This window comes from Mesorhizobium cantuariense, from assembly GCF_042647205.1.
GTDB classification, from domain to species: Bacteria; Pseudomonadota; Alphaproteobacteria; order Rhizobiales; family Rhizobiaceae; genus Mesorhizobium; species Mesorhizobium cantuariense.
On record NZ_JBHRVD010000001.1, the window covers coordinates 2,775,763 to 2,791,205 of the forward strand.

A 15,443-nucleotide genomic window follows, 5' to 3' on the forward strand; every position below is an offset into this window, starting at 1 on the left:
AGAACTTTGATCAGATCAGTCGTGCGCGGCACGGGCGCCGCGCTGCCCCGCAGAATCATGAAGAATGCCGATTTCGAAGGCATGGTCGAAACCTCCGACGAGTGGATCGCCCAGCGCACCGGTATTCGCCAGCGCCATATTGCCGGTGATGACGAGACGACGGCTTCGCTGGGGGAGGCGGCGGCGCGCGCCGCACTTGCCAATGCCGGTCTCACGCCCGCCGACATCGATCTGATCGTGCTGGCGACCTCGACGCCCAACAACACATTTCCCGCCACCGCCGTCGAGATCCAGAACCGGCTCGGCATGCATCACGGCTTTGCCTTCGACATGCAGGCGGTCTGCTCGGGCTTCGTCTACGGGGTAACCACCGCCGATCTCTACATCCGCGGCGGCCTGGCCAAGCGCGTCCTGGTGATCGGCTCGGAGACATTCTCGCGCATCCTCGACTGGAGCGACCGCTCGACCTGCGTGCTGTTCGGCGACGGCGCCGGTGCCGTAGTCCTGGAAGCAGGCGAGGGCGCGGGCACGATCGCCGACCGCGGTGTTCTGGCGGCCAGCCTGCGCTCCGACGGAACCCACAAGGACAAGCTTTTTGTCGATGGCGGGCCGTCGACCACGGGCACGGTCGGCCACCTCCGGATGGAGGGCCGCGAAGTCTTCAAGCATGCGGTCGGAATGATCACCGACGTCATCGAGGCGACGTTCTCGCAAGCCGGTATATCAGCCGATGATCTCGACTGGTTCGTGCCGCACCAGGCCAATAAACGCATTATTGACGCTTCCGCCAAGAAGCTCGGGATAGCTGAGCAAAAGGTGGTGGTCACTGTCGATTTGCACGGTAATACCTCGGCTGCTTCCGTGCCGCTGGCGCTTTCGGTAGCCGTCGCCGACGGCCGCATCAAGAAGGGCGATCTCGTCCTTCTGGAAGCGATGGGTGGCGGCTTCACCTGGGGCGCTGTTCTGGTTCGCTGGTAAGTGCCGAACGGTCCGGTTTCGGTCCTTGACCTTGCCGGATCAATTACTTAGGCTCTGCCGTTGTTGTGCCGAATTTTATGTTTTGAGCTGATGGGACGGTCGCATGGGGGGAAAGACACTTACGCGCGCCGACCTTGCCGAGGCAGTTTACCGGAAGGTCGGCCTGTCGCGCACTGAATCGGCCGAACTCGTCGAAGCGGTGCTGGACGAAATCTGCGAAGCAATCGTCCGTGGCGAGACGGTGAAGCTGTCGTCCTTCGCGACATTCCACGTCCGCTCCAAGAACGAGCGCATCGGCCGCAACCCCAAGACCGGCGAAGAAGTGCCGATCCTGCCGCGCCGGGTGATGACCTTCAAATCGTCGAATGTGCTGAAGAGCCGGATCCTGCGCTCCCACCAAAGTGGTAAGGCCAAAAGCGGCAAGTAGTCCCATTGCGCGGTTGAAAACTGCCGCCGCCATGACGCCGGGCTTGAATATTGCTTCATAAACCGCTGAAATAAGACCCGATTCGGCGGGGTAAGCCGGATCATCGTCCAGCGTGAGGATTCGCCCATGGACAAGAGCCCAGACGCCTTTCGTACCATCAGCGAGGTCGCCGAAGATCTCGATCTGCCGCAGCATGTGCTGCGCTTCTGGGAAACGCGTTTCAACCAGATCAAGCCGATGAAGCGCGGCGGCGGCCGTCGTTACTACCGGCCGCAGGATGTCGAGCTGATCAAGGGCATCCGCCACATGCTCTATGATCAGGGCTACACCATCAAGGGCGTGCAAAAGCTGTTGCGCGAGAACGGCAATCATTTCCTGGTCGCCATCGGCAACGGCGACATGGCCGCCGTAGAGGCGATCTCGCAGCGAAAGCAGGCCGATCAGGTGCCGCTGACGCCTGCGGCCCAGCCGCGCGGCATGGACGACGAACTGGTTGGTCAGCCCCGCGTTAAACCCAGCCGCCGCTTTTTCGGTCTGGGCAAAAGCGACGAAGACGGTCCGGTGCAGCCGGACGCGTCGAAGCTATCGCGCGACAATCGGGCCTTGCTGCAGGAGGCACTGTTCGACCTCCTGGAATGCAAGCGGCTGCTTGACCAGGTGCGCTGACCACAGTCCGACGCAACGTCGATAGTTCGAAAACCGGAACCCGTCTTCCGGTGAGGCGTTACGCTTCCTTCTGGAAGTGAAGGAAACGCATCATGGCATCATTTTCGACCCTCTCGGACATCGATCTCGACAGACAGGTCGCGGCTCTCAGCAAGGAATTGGCCAGCTTGAAGAGGGCTATGGCCAGGCGAGGCGGCGCCTACTACGAAGATGGTCGCGATGCCGCGCTCGACACCTATTCCGATCTTGCAGGGCGTCTGCGCGATGCCATGCCGGCAATCCGCAAACAGGGCAGGGTGATCGAGAAGTCGGCCCGCGACCATCCGGCGGCGGCCGCAGCGGTCGGCCTTGTGGTGCTCGGTCTTGTTGCCAGTCTGCTGTTCAGCCGGCGCTGAAGAATAGGTCCGAACGGTCCTTCGAACAGCGAGATACCTTTGGCCTTGTGGCGAAGCTGAAAAGCTTTCGCGGGCTATCTTGGGATTTGCGTTTAAATCCTGACGCTGTTATTCAACGAAATTCGCGCCCCAAATCGTGGCGAATATTACCAAGAGAAGACCAGCCTTGAACAAGAAGCCAAGGCCGGTCTTCTCGTTGGCAGTCTGCTATGCTTACGCCTTCTTCACGTGGTGGTGATGGTGGTGGTGGCGGACGTGGTGGCGATGATGGTGGTGATGACGATGATGCTTTGCCATCGGGGCTGCATCCGCACTCGTCGCGCCGATCACCGGCACCGTGAAAGCAAGTGCAACTGCAAGCCCGAGGGCCGAGAGGAGGGACTTCTTCATGGATCGTTTCCTTTTCTTCGCCGGCGTCTATGAATCGGGGCGATAGCCCGGCCGCCGCGAATGGAATTACGCTCCTGAATTTTTTCGTCAGTATTTCCCGATTGTAGAATTTTGTTTCTGGACTGTTTCTGCGCAGTCCAGCCTCCCGCCACCATTCACCACCCGGGCCGAAAACGCCGTGCCTTTGCCGCCCGTTTTGCCTACATCGGCGGGACGACGCCATTGTTTCCCACCACCACGCGACTGCTGCTCAGCGTGCCGTCAGCCTCCCGCTGAGCGGTAACGAAGACCGTAGCACCCGGCTTGAGGTCGGTCGGCGTGGCCGGCGCGAAGGTGACGACAGGCGTGTTGTCAGGGATCGAAATCTTCTTTGTCTGGCCATTGTCGTAGGTCAGCGTGACCGCTCGCCCGCTTATATCGGTGACGTCGGCGACGGTGCCGTTGGTCATCCGGCTATTTGGCTGCAGATCCCAGGGACGGTCACCTTCGCCAGTGCCTTTCAAAGCGGCCGGGAAAACCACCACCTCCAGGGCACCACTGCCGCCATCGGCTTTCGACACGGAGGCGATGCCGAGGAAATCGCCCTGCTTGATGTCCTTTACGGATGCGTTGGCGACGCCTGAGATCTTCCAGTCGGCATTGAGATTGATTGCTGAAGTGTCGCCCTGGCGGGTTTTCACGGTCAGCAGCGATGGCTCGAAACTGACCACGGTGCCGCGCACGCGCTGCGCGTCCGCCGCTTGAGCGCCGCCCACACCGGCAACGGAAAGGCTGGAGATCGTGCCGAGCACGACCATGACTGTCTTCAAGTTCATTGCAGAGATCCTTCCGGGAATGGCTGGCCGGAACCGGATGGTTTTCACGCCAGCGACTTAGGGATAACGAACGAGCGGGGCGAAACTGCCGGCAAAAGCCCAATCGGGCCTTCAAAACAACTTGATCGCGACGTGTGCGCGATCCCGTGGTTCACGATCCCGTGACGGTCAGTTTGGCTCTTGGCAAATCGCCGTCGAGCGGGCATCTTCCCGATCGTCTCAGGCAACACTCCTCATTTGATCAAACTCTTTCAGTCATGGAGTTGCCAATGCCCCATAATGCAAAAAGCGAAGCCCTCTCCGAACCGGCAACCAACGAGAGCGGGCCAGATTACAGCACCCTCAGAGCGATGCGGGAGACCCGCGGCTACAGCGTGGAGAAGCTGTCCCTGACATGCGGTCTGGCGGTCGACGAGATTGAGGATATCGAGAACGGCAGGATAACGGATCCGTCGAAGCTGCGTCGTATTGTGTCCGCGCTTCGACTTTCCCAGGAGGCTCTGATCACCCCGGCTGCGCCGACGCCGGCGGCGCAGGGTCGATCCCTGGCATAAATCAGGACCACAGGCATTCTAGAGAGCCCGCCAAGGCCTCCTTGGCGGGCTCTTTGTACCTGCCGCAGCGTTCTGCTTCAGCCTGGGACTTGCCGATTTATATGTTGCACGTGCTTATACGCGCGGCGGGCTGCTGGCCCGTAATCTGCCGTCCACCAAGTTTTGAACCATGGGTTTTTCGATATGAGCCTGGACTCCGTTCGTGCCTTCTTCGCCACCCACGCGCCCGACATCGACGTCATCGTCACGCAAGCGAGCTCGGCGACGGTGACCTTGGCGGCCGAGGCGCATGGCGTGCTGCCCGCGCAGATCGCCAAGACGATCTGCCTGCGCGTCGGCGACCGCACCATGCTGGTGGTGACCAGCGGCATAGCCAGGCTGGACAACCGCAAGTTCAAGGACCAGTTCGGCGGCAAGCCGCGCATGCTCGACGCCGCGGAGGTCGTCGACGCGACGAGCCATCCGGTGGGCGGTGTCTGCCCGTTCGGCCTCCCGGCTCCGCTGCCGGTCTACTGCGACGTGTCGCTGCGCGAATTCGACGAAGTCGTCCCCGCCGCAGGCGCCACCAACGCCGCCGTGCGGATTGCGCCACAGCGTGTGGTGGAGCTTGCCGGCGCCGAATGGGTCGATGTCTGCCAAGGCTAGGACCCAACCCGGGGTTTAAGTAAGCCGGTAGAGGACACGTTCCGAGATTTTGTCCCGATCCGAGATTTGGCCGGTGTGATCGGGGCATCTGGAGACGTGGACTTTTGGGGGCAAGTCCTGCTTTGAACGGGTCGGAGTGGCCCGCGCTGAGACTTCATATTTGGGCGCCGCTACGCAGGCGGGTGGCAGGACAGCTACGCCAGTGCTAAACACACCGCAATCTGCAGATGACAGCCCCTATCATATTACTGCGGTGACCCTTCCGGCCGCATCGAGGCGACAGTCGACTTTCGCTTGCCGCACTTCGATGTCGCCCTGTCTTGCGTAGTCTATTCGCACCTCGATAGGCGCCGTCAGTCCAGCTTGACGTTGGCGCGGCGTACCAGCACTTACCGCGTATACACGCACAGCGCCAAGGGGCTTTGCAGCAGACAAGATCGCCGCGCGGCAGGCGCTCACGACTGAAGGCGGCGTCCCGGGTTTCGCTCTCATTGATGCCAAGGGTTTTAAGGGATAGCCCTCCGAAGCCCGCCCGCGTTCGCCGCCATCAGCGTTGGATGGCCTGAGGGGGCGTGGCAGGTTGATGGTTTGTCTCGCACTCTTGGGTGAAGCGATGGCAGTGTTGTCCGCGGCCGGGCTACCTACGCCCGCAGGATCGGCGGACGGATCGCCGATACCTGTCGATAGGCCTCCGGTTGCACCACCCAGGTTGCCACCAGCATCAACGCCTACCCCGAGCGACCCGTTGCCCGTGCTTGCCGATCCTCCAATGCTTGCTCCGCCCACACCGTCGGCGCTCGCACCCACCCCTACAGATGCGCCTTGCTGACTGGCGCTCACTCCAGCACCGACCCCGAGACCGCCGACCTTACCGCCAACCCCTACAGACGCGCCTTGCTGACTGGCGCTCGCTCCAGCACTGACCCCGAGACCGCCGACCTTACCGCCAGCACCTACGTCAAGAGCCACGGCAGGCCCAATGGCGATCCCGATCATCAAGGCGGCTACGAAGTATTTATACATACGAACCTCCGTCATACGTATACTCTCCCCGTAAGCGCTCTCCCTTTCTTCGCTAGCGAGGGTTAAGCGGCCTGGGCGTCGGGAGCAATGCGTCGGGAAGAGTGATGGTCGCCACGAGGTCCGGCGACGATTTTTGGACCTTCAAATTGTGTTGCAACCCCGTTTGACGGGCATGTTTGCCACCCGAGCTCGCAAGCGGACTTGCGGCGGCACTCGCTTTCGGCGCTCGCTCCGTCCGCGCAGCGCGCTCACTCTGGGCCTTGACGAGGTCAATTGCCTTACGCGCAGCGCTGAGGAAACCGGCCATACTGACAGTCTTTTCGCGCTCTTGCTCCAACGCGGCGCTCAACTCTATGGAGACATGGTTCGCAGCGTCGCGTTCCTGGCGAGCACTGTCGAGATCAAGCGCGGCTGAATCTGCCCTTTCGCGTTCCAGTTCGAATGCGTCGCCTGCTCGCTTTAAAGCGGCCTCGGCCACCTGTCGGTCCTTTACGGCAGTGGCCCGCTCGACCGCAGCCAGATTTGCGCTTGTCTTATTAGCGTCGCTAGTTTGGCGGACCGTGGTGAGTTCCTGTTCGAAGACCTCGATCTTGTGCCGCTCATCATCAAGCGCTCGGTTCGCCTCAGCCAGAGAAGCTTCCATGGAATGGCGCGCTTCATCCGCGAGAATGTCTTTCGCTTTAAAGCCCTCTATGGCGCGCTGCGCCGCTTCCAGATCGAGCGTGAGCGCTTCGGCTCTTTTTTGGCGCTGCTCTTCCAGGGCTCGCCCTTGCTCAGCCACGGTGTCGGCCACTGCATGTGCCTGCGCGATGGCGTCCCGTGCGGTGCGCAGCATGAAGTCAAGCTCCGCTTTTGCCGCCGCTAATTCGCGGTGCGCCTCAACGAGTTTCTGCTCCATTTCGGCGCCATTGTCTGCCGGAGATATCAGTAGCAGCAAGAACATGCATACGGGAACGGAGCTCCACCTCCAGTGGCGCATGGTAAAGTGAACCCAGGCCGGGCGCATTTTGCCTTGGAACTCCGACGATGATTCATCTCTGTACGTCACCGCCTGCGATCCTCGCTAGTACGGTCTTCTCAGGAAACTCGATCGCGCTATTGCGGCCGTGCTCAGTCCAATAATGAGGCGCCGCTGCAGCGATAAAATTTCAGCATAACAGTGCTTCTGGGGCGAGTTGGTCCACCAAGGGAAACTTGCGCTTACTGAGATTGTTCCTGCCGTTTGCGCCAAGTACCTAATAAGGATTATGTGTCATCTCCATAAGAATTAGGTGCCATCTCCCTTTTTCTTACTTGATGGGCCGTCACGCGGAGTCCGGCTCCCTCCATCACCGGACATCGGTCAGGATATCCGGCAATTCGTCACTTAGGATAGAGGTCGGGACGCCGATGCTCTTCTTCCTGCTGGCGCGTTCATTGCGGGGGTACTCACCACCGGTGCCCTCACCAACAACCAGCACCGAGTCTATCGAGGTGGCGACGCCCATGTACAGTGGTGCTACGACCGCTACAGATCCCCTACCGGGCGTCAGACAACACGTACCAGCCGAACTACGGTCCCCGTCGGCAGTGCAATTCGCGCTACTGACCTTTTGACCACATCAACTGAAACCCCGCTTAGGTGGGGTTTTTCTTTTGCTGGCTACAATGTGGCTATAAATTTTGACTACGCCGATCGCCTACGATCTACGGCGAAGGAATACTTAGCGGGTGCAATCGCCTCTGTCGCACCCTGAAGTCCGGCGGGTAGTTTGCTGACGGCAGACGTCAAGCCTCAGATACTGCCTTTTATGGAGGGAAGCATAGTCATAAGCTGATCAATGCAGCTGCCTTCTGCATCGTTCTTTCAACGGTCTATCTAGCGGCAAAGGAGGTCTGGTTCTTTGTCGAGTACCGGCAGACCTACGCCCAACTTCAAGACGAGCGAACAAAAGCCGCACTTCGGGATATCAAATGACTCGAAAAGCTCGCTGCCACCGCGCAGTCGACTACGGCGGGCTTGATCTCTTGGACCCGCACCTTGTCGCCTATATCCTCGCCAGCGCCTTGTCCTTGTCCTTGGTGGTCAACACCGTTCGCCAGTGCGGCTTTTCGAACACGCTGACGATATAGGTTGTGGCGAGCTTGTCGGTCATCTCTTCCCCTCGGGCGCGAAAGCCCGCAGCCCTGGCGGGGCGCCGGCCGAAGGATATATCGTTCGATTATATATCGAATCGTGAATAGACCGCCCACGCTAAGAGTCTTATAGTTCCAAAAGGCCCGGGGCGTATTACGTCTAGGGAGGAATATCCAATGAAAAAGCTCACTGCGATCACAAAAGCTATCGCGCTTGCACGCGCGTCATCCCCTGCGGAAATGACCAGGATCGCCATTACCACCACCGCCATCCTCGTTGCCACGGGCAGCGCTTTTGCCGGCAGCGACAACTATGACTCGAACGTCTCCAACCAGCCGGTCGCCACTTCCGCCGACGTCGACAACACGTTTACGGCGTCGATCGGCGAGCTGTTCACATCTGAGCAAAGCGCTGTCAGCACGACGGTGCAGACCCAGTCCACTGCGCCCGAATCCGGCCGCGGCATCTGGGGCCGCTAATTGGTTCGACTCCGTTACGACAACCGGACAAGGAAGTAGTAAGACACCAAAATTCACGACCTCAGGACATCAAGTGATGCAGGGCGAAACCATCTGCAACAGTTGCGAGACACCGACCATATCGGATCTGCCGGAAAAAAACCGGTAAGGCCCTGAGGAAAAAGGGGCGGGGGAATCCATCCCCGCCCGCTTCGAAACGAACTCTCCAGAGCCCTCTCTCGCAGCCCCGTAGGGACGTTCGCGCGCTTCTTGGCGCCATTGCCCTCGACTTGACCGGCAAGCTCGCTACCGGCCTTGCAATTGGTAATGTCAGAATGACTTAGGCGGCACGTACAGGCAGATCGTAATGTCAGGGTTGCCAGATGGTATCTCACGATGCCGGCCTTCCGTTGCTTTCTGGGCATGGCACCAATGAAAACGCATATCGTGTGATTGACGCACCCTGCCGTCCGCGTAAGGCAGTAATTCGCCTGACGGCACCTTGAAGCCCTTGCTTGTTTCGCGGACGGCACTGTCTGCCAACGGCTCGCAATGCTGGTCATGGCAGCACTGTTTTTCGTACCAGTCATCATGTGCCGATGCCAAAGGAGTTCCGAAAGCGCAGGCCGCGGCGATGGTAGCGCCAACCCGAATGCGCCGCCGCACCCGCTCAATGGCCAGATCATGAATTACATTAGGCTTATCGTATATGACGGCGCAAGCGCAGCGCATGGGCGCCTTCCTGCTGTTCCGCTAGCGCTTCTTCAGCTTCGGCGTGATCTCTTGGACCCGCACCTTGTCGCCGATCTCTTTGACCATCGCGAGCGCCTTTTCCTTGTCTTTGGTCGTCAGCACGGTGCGCCAGTGCGGTTTCTCGAACACGCTCACCACGTAGGTCGTTACCGGCTTTTCAGACATCGCTAAAATATAGCCTGTGCCTGTCGGCGGCGTCTAAGAGCGCCCCTCACAGACCACCAGCTCCGCCACCAGCCCAAGTGATTATCTGGGAAAGATCGGCGATGTCGCCATAGATCTTCGAACCTTTGACGAGAAAACACTTGTCACCCAGGACTTCGGCGAGTGAGTTTGACGCGGTGCAAACCGGCACGTTCACTTTACGGTCCTTGGCATCGGCATCACCGATGCTGATCGCGAGGATAGCAAGTATGAGAGTCGTCTTGCTCATAGTTAGCCCCTTAGAGTCAGCAAAACCGGGTTGCCGCCCTTGCCTTGCCATTAGGTGGAGCCAGGGGTTAAGTCGCGCCATCCCTCGATTGGATGACGCGGGCTCATCTATATTAGCTAACGCTTAACGAACTGCCGCAGGTGGCGGGCTTTTTCCTATGGTTTTATGTAGGACCTTTGACCGCTTCGACGTGTGGAGCCCTGTCCGCGCCATCGCCATAGGATCCTCGCGGCAAGCTGCTCATGGGCCTTGCTATTGGCCTTGGCGTCGGCCTTGGAATGGCAATAGCCGGCTAGGAACGCGGGTAAGCCGCTGTCGGTGCCGTGAAGCCGCTGTCCGAGCCACAGCGCGCCACGCCCTTGGTGATGCGCAGTTCGTCCAGATGGCCGTTCATGTCGACTTGACCGGCGTGACCCTGCGCGCCGATCGCCAGGTCTGCGGCATAGTTGCTAAGGGCCGAGTTTGCCGGCGTCGCGCTACCGCGCATAACGCCATCGACGTAGAGGCGAATCTTGCCGCTGGAATCATGATCGACCGCAACGTGGTACCAGACTCCCGTTGTCATGCCGGCGCCGCTTGTGGCGATGGTTGTAAAGTTCCCGGAGCCGAAGGACAGCTCACCGATCGTGGACGATCCTGTGAAGAACCATCCGGCGGAGGCGTTCTGACCGATGATCCCGCGATTGTTGGCGTCGAGAACGTTCCATCTCACCCAAACCTCGATCGTCCAGGGCGAGCTATTTGTGGAGCCCAACTGCCAATCGAGACTGTCGGCCAATTTCAGGCGATCACCAGTTCCATCCAACAGCAGCGAGGCCGTCCCGAACTTCTTTTGCGCCGTATCTTGTGATGTACGGATCTGCGGCCACTACCTCGATGCTGAAGGCATCAAGATCGTCGGTTGAGCCAACATCGTCGGTCACCCGAATGACGATCCCTGACGATGTTCCAACCGTCGTCGGTGTTCCGGAAACAACGCCTGTTGAAGAATTGAGCGTTATCCCTGCCGGCAGCGAGCCGCTGTGAACGGTGAACGTATACGGAAGCACGCCACCGACCGCCGAGACCGTGAAACCATCGTAGGCAAAATCCTCTACCGCCTCCAGAACAGGCGTGCCGGAAATGGCCAGGACGCTGGGAGGCCCAAGAAGCTCTGGCTTGGGGACGTGCCGTTCCACCAAAACAAATGGTCCAGCCGAAGCAAATGGGTTTGCGGTGTCAGGCCCGATCGGCAGCGTGATCGAATTTGAATCCGCTTCGTACCTGACCGGGATCAGAAAATCGCAACTGACCGTGATCGCCAGCCCTGCCGCAGGAGGTTGATCATCCCGGAAAGCGATCCAGCCGTCCTCGTGGTTGAAATCCACGGTTTCGACCTGTGTAACCCCGCCGACTTTGACGACGAGATTGGACACGATTGCCAGCGGTCGCCTGTATGGGCGATCGGCATCGGCATAGGTCTTGGTGATCTGGAATTCCGTTGTTTCGCCATCGCCCGTTCCGATGTTCTCGTCGGTCAGCGTGTTGTCGAGCGGATCGCGGAGCGGAAAAAGGCGGGATGAACCGCGCCGCCCTAAGAGATGCGCCATGAAAGCGCGGGAGCGCGACTGGCAAAACCCGGTCTATGTTATTCGGACGCTGCCAGAGAACCTTAAGCGCATCGACGGCGAGCGGGCATTTGGAACCTGGACTGGTGGCTGGTTGGGTGTAGCCAGCAAGCAGATGGAAGACCATGCCGAATTCCACAAGCAATGGTATCTGCGGGACATGCTCTGACGTTGAAAAATGGTGACCTGGCGCATCGGAATCATATCCTCGATAAACCACTCGCGCCGGGGCACAGGCTTGCCGTGCCAGTCTGCCGGATTGATCAAGAAAACTTCTTGGTTGTCGTTGTCGGCCTTAGTTAGGTTCGCCTTCGGCGACGCCTTGGGCTTCATCGCTCCAAGAACCTTCAGCGGTTCGTCATCGATAAGCGCTTCCGTGATCAGGCACAGGGCAGTGAGGCAATCGTCGCCGCCGATCTGACGAACATCCGGCGTGCCACCCCGCCACAACGTGACTACTGACACATCATCGCCATGGCCTAGGAAGCGGGCAAAACTGTCTGTCAGAACGCCGAGCCGCGGAACATCTTCTGGCTTCAATTCGGTCCAATCGCCCGCAAACTTTTCGATGGTGTCGCGAGTGGTATTCTTCCAATCCGGCTCGCCGTTCGCAACCGGCACCAGAACGATGTCGCCGTATAGTAGGTCGGCATAGTCGGTCAGACAGTCCAAGGCGTGCTCTCGCGGATCAACTTCAATGAAATCCGCAGTAGGCTGGGCTTCATCACCAAAGCTGGCCGGCAGTTCAAAGGGCGTCATTTTATGCGAATTAGGATGCGTCATTGGCTGCACGGCCTCCGTGGAAGGCCGCAATCGCTGCAGCCGTAATTGCTTCTGCGAGGTTCGGTGAGAACGTCGCGCACCTCTTCCCGCCAGATGACGGCGAGTATGAGAGGTGTTTGCCAGTAGGGGATCTTAGGAGCCGCAGCCCGTACATCCGGATGTCTGCTGTTATCTCTGCGTCAAATTTGGCGACGCACGGAAAGCGCCCATCGCCAGGATCACTGGCGGGCACGATAGAAAGGATACGCATTTCGGGTTCCTTTGAGGGGATTTGGTAGGCGAATTCCAGAATTACCACTCGGCACGGATGGAGAACATTCGCGCGGTTAGTTCGGGACTTTTTCGGGACTCCGGGTTCCTAAACGGGCGATTTGAACGCCTTTCGTTCCGAAATAGAGAAAAGGCGCCAGATGGCGCCTTTGATAAGAACTAGGGATTTCAAGGATTTAATGGTCGGAGTGGCCGGATTCGAACCGACGACCCCTTGACCCCCAGTCAAGTGCGCTACCGGGCTGCGCTACACTCCGGACCGGTCGCGATGTATCGTGATAACCCCGCTCGGGTCAACCGAATTCCGCGACTTTTATCCCGCTGCCATTGCGGGTGCGGATGAGCGCTGCAAGGCAGGCCGCAACAGCCGCTGATGGCGGTATTCCAGCGCGATGGCGCCCCAGATCAGCCCGAGCAGCAGGTAGACATGGCGCCAGTGGTCGATGTCGATGAACGTGCCGAGCCCGATATTGCCGATGAAGGCGACATAGGCGCACAACAGATACGGCTGCCACGGCCGGTCGCGCAGCAGGATGCGGAATCCGGCTGCCATCGTCCATAAGACGAGCGCGAGAAACGACACGAAGCCGAGCCAGCCATAGTCCATCAGCATCTTCAGCCAGATGTCGTGGGTGTCTTCCCCGAAGATCGTGCCGAAGACCAGCGGGCCGATGCCGAACGGATGCTCCATCGCCATCTGGAAGCCGATCCCGTAGCGGGCGAAGCGGCCGAGGCGAGCGGTGTCGTAGCTCTGCTCGAGATGGGCGCGGTTGGAAAACATCTCCGACACGCCGGGCAGTTGCAGGATGACGATCATGGCGACGACCAGCAGCGCCAGCGCGGCAATCGCAATCACCACCACGCGCAGCCGGAACATGCCGCTGGCGCTTTGCAGGAACAGGCAACCGGTGAGCAGGACAGCCGAGACGGCGAACATGCCCCAGGCGCCGCGCGAGAACGAAAAGAAGATGCCGGCGGTGATGATCAGCAGCGGCACCGCCAGCAGCGGCATGCGCGTGACCGGTCCGGTCAGGAGCAGATAGAGCAGATAGATGCCGGGCAGCACCAGGAAAGGCCCGAACACGTTCGGGTCCTGGAAGGCGCCGGCGGCGCGGTCATACTTGGTGAACATCTCCGCGCCCGGAAAGGCGTGGAAATAGCCTGCAATGCCAAGCAGCGCGGTTGCCACGGCAGAAACCACGTAGCCAATGAAGATCAGTCGGTAGAGGTTCGGCTGTACGGCGGTGATCGATGCGAAGAACACCGCGCTGAAGGCGAGAAACAGCGACACGGCGAGATAGAGCGGCGTGTTGGCGAGGTCCGCCATCTGCGTCATGGAGATCATGCCGCCAATGTTCATCGTCACCAGCAGCACCAGCAGCGGCGTTGCCGCGCGGGAAATCCTCAAGCCGAAAAGCGCCCAGATGGCGATCAGCCCGGCCATGTATAGCTCGTAGGGCGCCGGCTCGCTGATGACGAAGCCCGACAGCAGAATGCCGAGGAAAACCGCGCCCGAGGAAATCAGCGCGATCAGCTTGGCGTTGACCGCAGCCTGCGGCACGTCATGGGCGATCGCGCTCAATAGGCGTTTTCCGTGTTGAGCAGCCGGAGCGGCGTCAGGAACAGGATCCGCAAGTCGAACAGCAGCGACCAGTTCTCGATGTAGTAGAGATCATACTCCGTCCGCATGCGGATCTTCTCGTTGGTGTCCATCTCGCCGCGCCAGCCATTGATCTGTGCCCAGCCGGTGACGCCGGGCTTGACCTTGTGGCGCGCGAAATAGCCGTCGACCACTTCGTTGTAGAGCAGGTTGTGCGACTGCGCGGCGATGGCATGCGGGCGCGGGCCGACCAGCGACAGCGAACCCAACAGCGAGTTGAAGAACTGCGGCAGTTCGTCGATCGAGGTCTTGCGGATGAAGCGGCCGACGCGGGTGACGCGCGGATCGTTCTTGGTCACCGTCTGCTTGGCGGTCGGGTCGGCCTTGTCCGTATACATCGAACGGAACTTGTAGACCTCGATGATCTCGTTGTTAAAACCGTGCCGCTTCTGGTGAAACAGCACCGGACCGTTGCTGTCGAGCTTGATGGCGATGGCGGTCGCCAGCATCACCGGCGAGAACACGACGATGCCGATGAGACTGAAGATGATATCGAAAGCGCGCTTGGCGACCGAATCCCAATCGTTGATCGGCTTGTCGAAGATGTCGAGCATCGGCACCGCGCCGATGTAGGAATAGGCGCGCGGGCGAAACTGCAGCGCGTTGGAATGCGCCGACAGCCGGATGTCGACCGGCAGCACCCACAATTTCTTCAGCAACTGCAGCACGCGCGATTCGGCGGTCAGCGGCAGCGATACGATCAGCATGTCGATGCGGGCGATGCGGGCGAACTCGATCAGTTCCGAAATGGTGCCGAGCTTGGGGTAGCCGGCGACGATCGGCGGCGAGCGCTTGTCGCCGCGATCGTCGAAGATGCCGCAGATGCGGATGTCGTTGTAAGGCTGCTTTTCGACCGAACGGATCAGGATTTCCGCCGCCTTGCCGCCGCCGACGATGACGGCGCGCCGCTCCATGCGGCCATCGCGCGCCCAGGCCCGGATCAGCTTCGACATCACCAGCCTGAGGCCGAAGATGAGAACGAAGCCGATGACGAACCAGCTGCCGAGCAAAAGGCGTGAATAGTCTTCCGACATCTTCATGACGAACGCTGTCAGCGCCATGAGGGCGAAAGTGCCGGCCCAGACCAGCAGGACGCGGCCGAAATTGGCGATCGGCCGCATCAGGGCGACGATCTGATAGCAGTCGGTAACGTCGAGCAGCACCACGGCAAGGAACGATGCGGCGGCGATCGTCACCGGATACTGCCAGGCGAGATAATTGAAGAACCCGACATAGTGGAAATAGACGGCGAGCCCGGACAGGAACAGCAAGCCGAATTCGACCATGCGCAGGACGCCGCTGACCATGATCGGCGACATGGTATCGCGCCTGTACTGCGAGGCGACCTGGCGGGCGACATCGTTCATGCCGCTTGGCGTGTCGCCATCGGCCGGGCCGTCGAATTTACGCACCGCCTCTACTGAAAAGCGGCGCGCGGGGTCGATCTCGTTCATGGGGCTTTCCGCAAGC

Annotated in this window: 18 protein-coding genes, 1 tRNA gene and 1 pseudogene; 8 read left to right on the forward strand and 12 right to left on the reverse strand. The window is 60.0% G+C overall.

Going from position 1 to position 15,443, the window contains the following annotated elements:
• The first annotated feature begins 6 nt into the window (after positions 1-6).
• The 4 genes from ACFOJ9_RS13045 (at position 7) to ACFOJ9_RS13060 (ending at position 2,466) form a co-directional block, all read left to right on the forward strand.
• Entirely contained in the window at positions 7-978 is a 972-nt protein-coding gene (locus tag ACFOJ9_RS13045; RefSeq protein ID WP_378979249.1) for a beta-ketoacyl-ACP synthase III, read from the forward strand.
• Between the two features lie 103 nt (positions 979-1,081).
• A complete protein-coding gene (locus ACFOJ9_RS13050; RefSeq protein WP_013532231.1) occupies positions 1,082-1,405 on the forward strand; it encodes an integration host factor subunit alpha in 324 nt (107 codons plus the stop codon).
• Between the two features lie 126 nt (positions 1,406-1,531).
• The gene (locus ACFOJ9_RS13055; RefSeq protein WP_027038390.1) at positions 1,532-2,071 is read left to right on the forward strand and encodes a MerR family transcriptional regulator; all 540 of its coding nucleotides are present in this window, start codon (positions 1,532-1,534) and stop codon (positions 2,069-2,071) included.
• A 92-nt stretch (positions 2,072-2,163) separates the two neighbouring features.
• A complete protein-coding gene (locus ACFOJ9_RS13060; RefSeq protein ID WP_378979250.1) occupies positions 2,164-2,466 on the forward strand; it encodes a hypothetical protein in 303 nt (100 codons plus the stop codon).
• 213 nt (positions 2,467-2,679) lie between these two features.
• Here the strand turns inward: ACFOJ9_RS13060 and ACFOJ9_RS13065 are convergent, their stop codons facing one another.
• Entirely contained in the window at positions 2,680-2,856 is a 177-nt protein-coding gene (locus tag ACFOJ9_RS13065) for a hypothetical protein (RefSeq protein WP_378979251.1), read from the reverse strand.
• 200 nt (positions 2,857-3,056) lie between these two features.
• The gene (locus ACFOJ9_RS13070; protein WP_378979252.1) at positions 3,057-3,671 is read right to left on the reverse strand and encodes a hypothetical protein; all 615 of its coding nucleotides are present in this window, start codon (positions 3,669-3,671) and stop codon (positions 3,057-3,059) included.
• 134 nt (positions 3,672-3,805) lie between these two features.
• Between ACFOJ9_RS13070 and ACFOJ9_RS13075 the strand changes: the two genes are divergently transcribed.
• Positions 3,806-4,225 (forward strand): helix-turn-helix domain-containing protein, encoded by a 420-nt coding sequence (locus ACFOJ9_RS13075; protein ID WP_378979253.1) that lies wholly within the window; start codon positions 3,806-3,808, stop codon positions 4,223-4,225.
• 183 nt (positions 4,226-4,408) lie between these two features.
• The gene (locus tag ACFOJ9_RS13080) at positions 4,409-4,870 is read left to right on the forward strand and encodes a YbaK/EbsC family protein (protein ID WP_378979254.1); all 462 of its coding nucleotides are present in this window, start codon (positions 4,409-4,411) and stop codon (positions 4,868-4,870) included.
• Between the two features lie 1,075 nt (positions 4,871-5,945).
• Here ACFOJ9_RS13080 and ACFOJ9_RS13085 read toward each other — a convergent pair.
• Both ACFOJ9_RS13085 and ACFOJ9_RS13090 read right to left on the reverse strand, forming a co-directional pair.
• Positions 5,946-6,791: a hypothetical protein gene (locus tag ACFOJ9_RS13085; protein WP_378979255.1), complete on the reverse strand. Its 846-nt coding sequence runs from the start codon at positions 6,789-6,791 to the stop codon at positions 5,946-5,948.
• A gap of 430 nt (positions 6,792-7,221) precedes the next feature.
• A complete protein-coding gene (locus ACFOJ9_RS13090; RefSeq protein WP_378979256.1) occupies positions 7,222-7,380 on the reverse strand; it encodes a hypothetical protein in 159 nt (52 codons plus the stop codon).
• Between ACFOJ9_RS13090 and ACFOJ9_RS13095 the strand changes: the two are divergent.
• Positions 7,354-7,481 (forward strand): annotated as a pseudogene (locus ACFOJ9_RS13095) (BA14K family protein); the annotation flags it as partial. The gene ACFOJ9_RS13090 and the pseudogene ACFOJ9_RS13095 sit on opposite strands and share 27 nt — an antisense overlap.
• Positions 7,482-8,185: 704 nt before the next feature.
• Positions 8,186-8,488, forward strand: a complete 303-nt coding sequence (locus ACFOJ9_RS13100) for a DUF680 domain-containing protein (protein WP_378979257.1) — start codon at positions 8,186-8,188, stop codon at positions 8,486-8,488.
• A gap of 732 nt (positions 8,489-9,220) precedes the next feature.
• Here the strand turns inward: ACFOJ9_RS13100 and ACFOJ9_RS13105 are convergent.
• The 8 genes from ACFOJ9_RS13105 to ACFOJ9_RS13140 form a co-directional block, all read right to left on the reverse strand.
• A complete protein-coding gene (locus tag ACFOJ9_RS13105) occupies positions 9,221-9,385 on the reverse strand; it encodes a hypothetical protein (RefSeq protein ID WP_378979258.1) in 165 nt (54 codons plus the stop codon).
• A 46-nt stretch (positions 9,386-9,431) separates the two neighbouring features.
• Positions 9,432-9,653: a hypothetical protein gene (locus tag ACFOJ9_RS13110; protein ID WP_378979259.1), complete on the reverse strand. Its 222-nt coding sequence runs from the start codon at positions 9,651-9,653 to the stop codon at positions 9,432-9,434.
• A gap of 292 nt (positions 9,654-9,945) precedes the next feature.
• Positions 9,946-10,458 carry a LamG domain-containing protein gene (locus ACFOJ9_RS13115; RefSeq protein WP_378979260.1) on the reverse strand — a complete coding sequence of 171 codons (513 nt, stop codon included), beginning with the start codon at positions 10,456-10,458 and terminating at the stop codon, positions 9,946-9,948.
• Positions 10,442-11,242, reverse strand: a complete 801-nt coding sequence (locus ACFOJ9_RS13120) for a DUF2460 domain-containing protein (protein WP_378979261.1) — start codon at positions 11,240-11,242, stop codon at positions 10,442-10,444. Before ACFOJ9_RS13120 ends, ACFOJ9_RS13115 begins: the two co-directional genes overlap by 17 nt.
• 33 nt (positions 11,243-11,275) lie before the next feature.
• A complete protein-coding gene (locus ACFOJ9_RS13125; protein ID WP_378979262.1) occupies positions 11,276-12,043 on the reverse strand; it encodes a hypothetical protein in 768 nt (255 codons plus the stop codon).
• A 450-nt stretch (positions 12,044-12,493) separates the two neighbouring features.
• Positions 12,494-12,570: transfer RNA gene (locus ACFOJ9_RS13130), tRNA-Pro, on the reverse strand.
• 56 nt (positions 12,571-12,626) lie between these two features.
• On the reverse strand, positions 12,627-13,895 hold the full coding sequence (locus ACFOJ9_RS13135) for an O-antigen ligase family protein (RefSeq protein ID WP_378979263.1): 1,269 nt from the start codon (positions 13,893-13,895) through the stop codon (positions 12,627-12,629).
• Complete coding sequence (locus ACFOJ9_RS13140) at positions 13,892-15,427, reverse strand: undecaprenyl-phosphate glucose phosphotransferase (protein WP_378979264.1); 1,536 nt, start codon at positions 15,425-15,427, stop codon at positions 13,892-13,894. The genes ACFOJ9_RS13135 and ACFOJ9_RS13140 overlap by 4 nt, the downstream gene beginning before the upstream one ends.
• Positions 15,428-15,443 lie beyond the last annotated feature (16 nt).

Coding starts and splice junctions, on each gene's coding strand:
- ACFOJ9_RS13080 (WP_378979254.1), top strand. CDS start 4,409: ATGAGCCTGGACTCCGTTCGTGCCTTCTTCGCCACCCACGCGCCCGAC.
- ACFOJ9_RS13125 (WP_378979262.1), bottom strand. CDS start 12,043: ATGACGCATCCTAATTCGCATAAAATGACGCCCTTTGAACTGCCGGCC.
- ACFOJ9_RS13100 (WP_378979257.1), top strand. CDS start 8,186: ATGAAAAAGCTCACTGCGATCACAAAAGCTATCGCGCTTGCACGCGCG.
- ACFOJ9_RS13105 (WP_378979258.1), bottom strand. CDS start 9,385: ATGTCTGAAAAGCCGGTAACGACCTACGTGGTGAGCGTGTTCGAGAAA.
- ACFOJ9_RS13070 (WP_378979252.1), bottom strand. CDS start 3,671: ATGAACTTGAAGACAGTCATGGTCGTGCTCGGCACGATCTCCAGCCTT.
- ACFOJ9_RS13120 (WP_378979261.1), bottom strand. CDS start 11,242: ATGGCGCATCTCTTAGGGCGGCGCGGTTCATCCCGCCTTTTTCCGCTC.
- ACFOJ9_RS13110 (WP_378979259.1), bottom strand. CDS start 9,653: ATGAGCAAGACGACTCTCATACTTGCTATCCTCGCGATCAGCATCGGT.
- ACFOJ9_RS13065 (WP_378979251.1), bottom strand. CDS start 2,856: ATGAAGAAGTCCCTCCTCTCGGCCCTCGGGCTTGCAGTTGCACTTGCT.
- ACFOJ9_RS13060 (WP_378979250.1), top strand. CDS start 2,164: ATGGCATCATTTTCGACCCTCTCGGACATCGATCTCGACAGACAGGTC.
- ACFOJ9_RS13055 (WP_027038390.1), top strand. CDS start 1,532: ATGGACAAGAGCCCAGACGCCTTTCGTACCATCAGCGAGGTCGCCGAA.
- ACFOJ9_RS13140 (WP_378979264.1), bottom strand. CDS start 15,427: ATGAACGAGATCGACCCCGCGCGCCGCTTTTCAGTAGAGGCGGTGCGT.
- ACFOJ9_RS13050 (WP_013532231.1), top strand. CDS start 1,082: ATGGGGGGAAAGACACTTACGCGCGCCGACCTTGCCGAGGCAGTTTAC.
- ACFOJ9_RS13085 (WP_378979255.1), bottom strand. CDS start 6,791: ATGGAGCAGAAACTCGTTGAGGCGCACCGCGAATTAGCGGCGGCAAAA.
- ACFOJ9_RS13090 (WP_378979256.1), bottom strand. CDS start 7,380: ATGGGCGTCGCCACCTCGATAGACTCGGTGCTGGTTGTTGGTGAGGGC.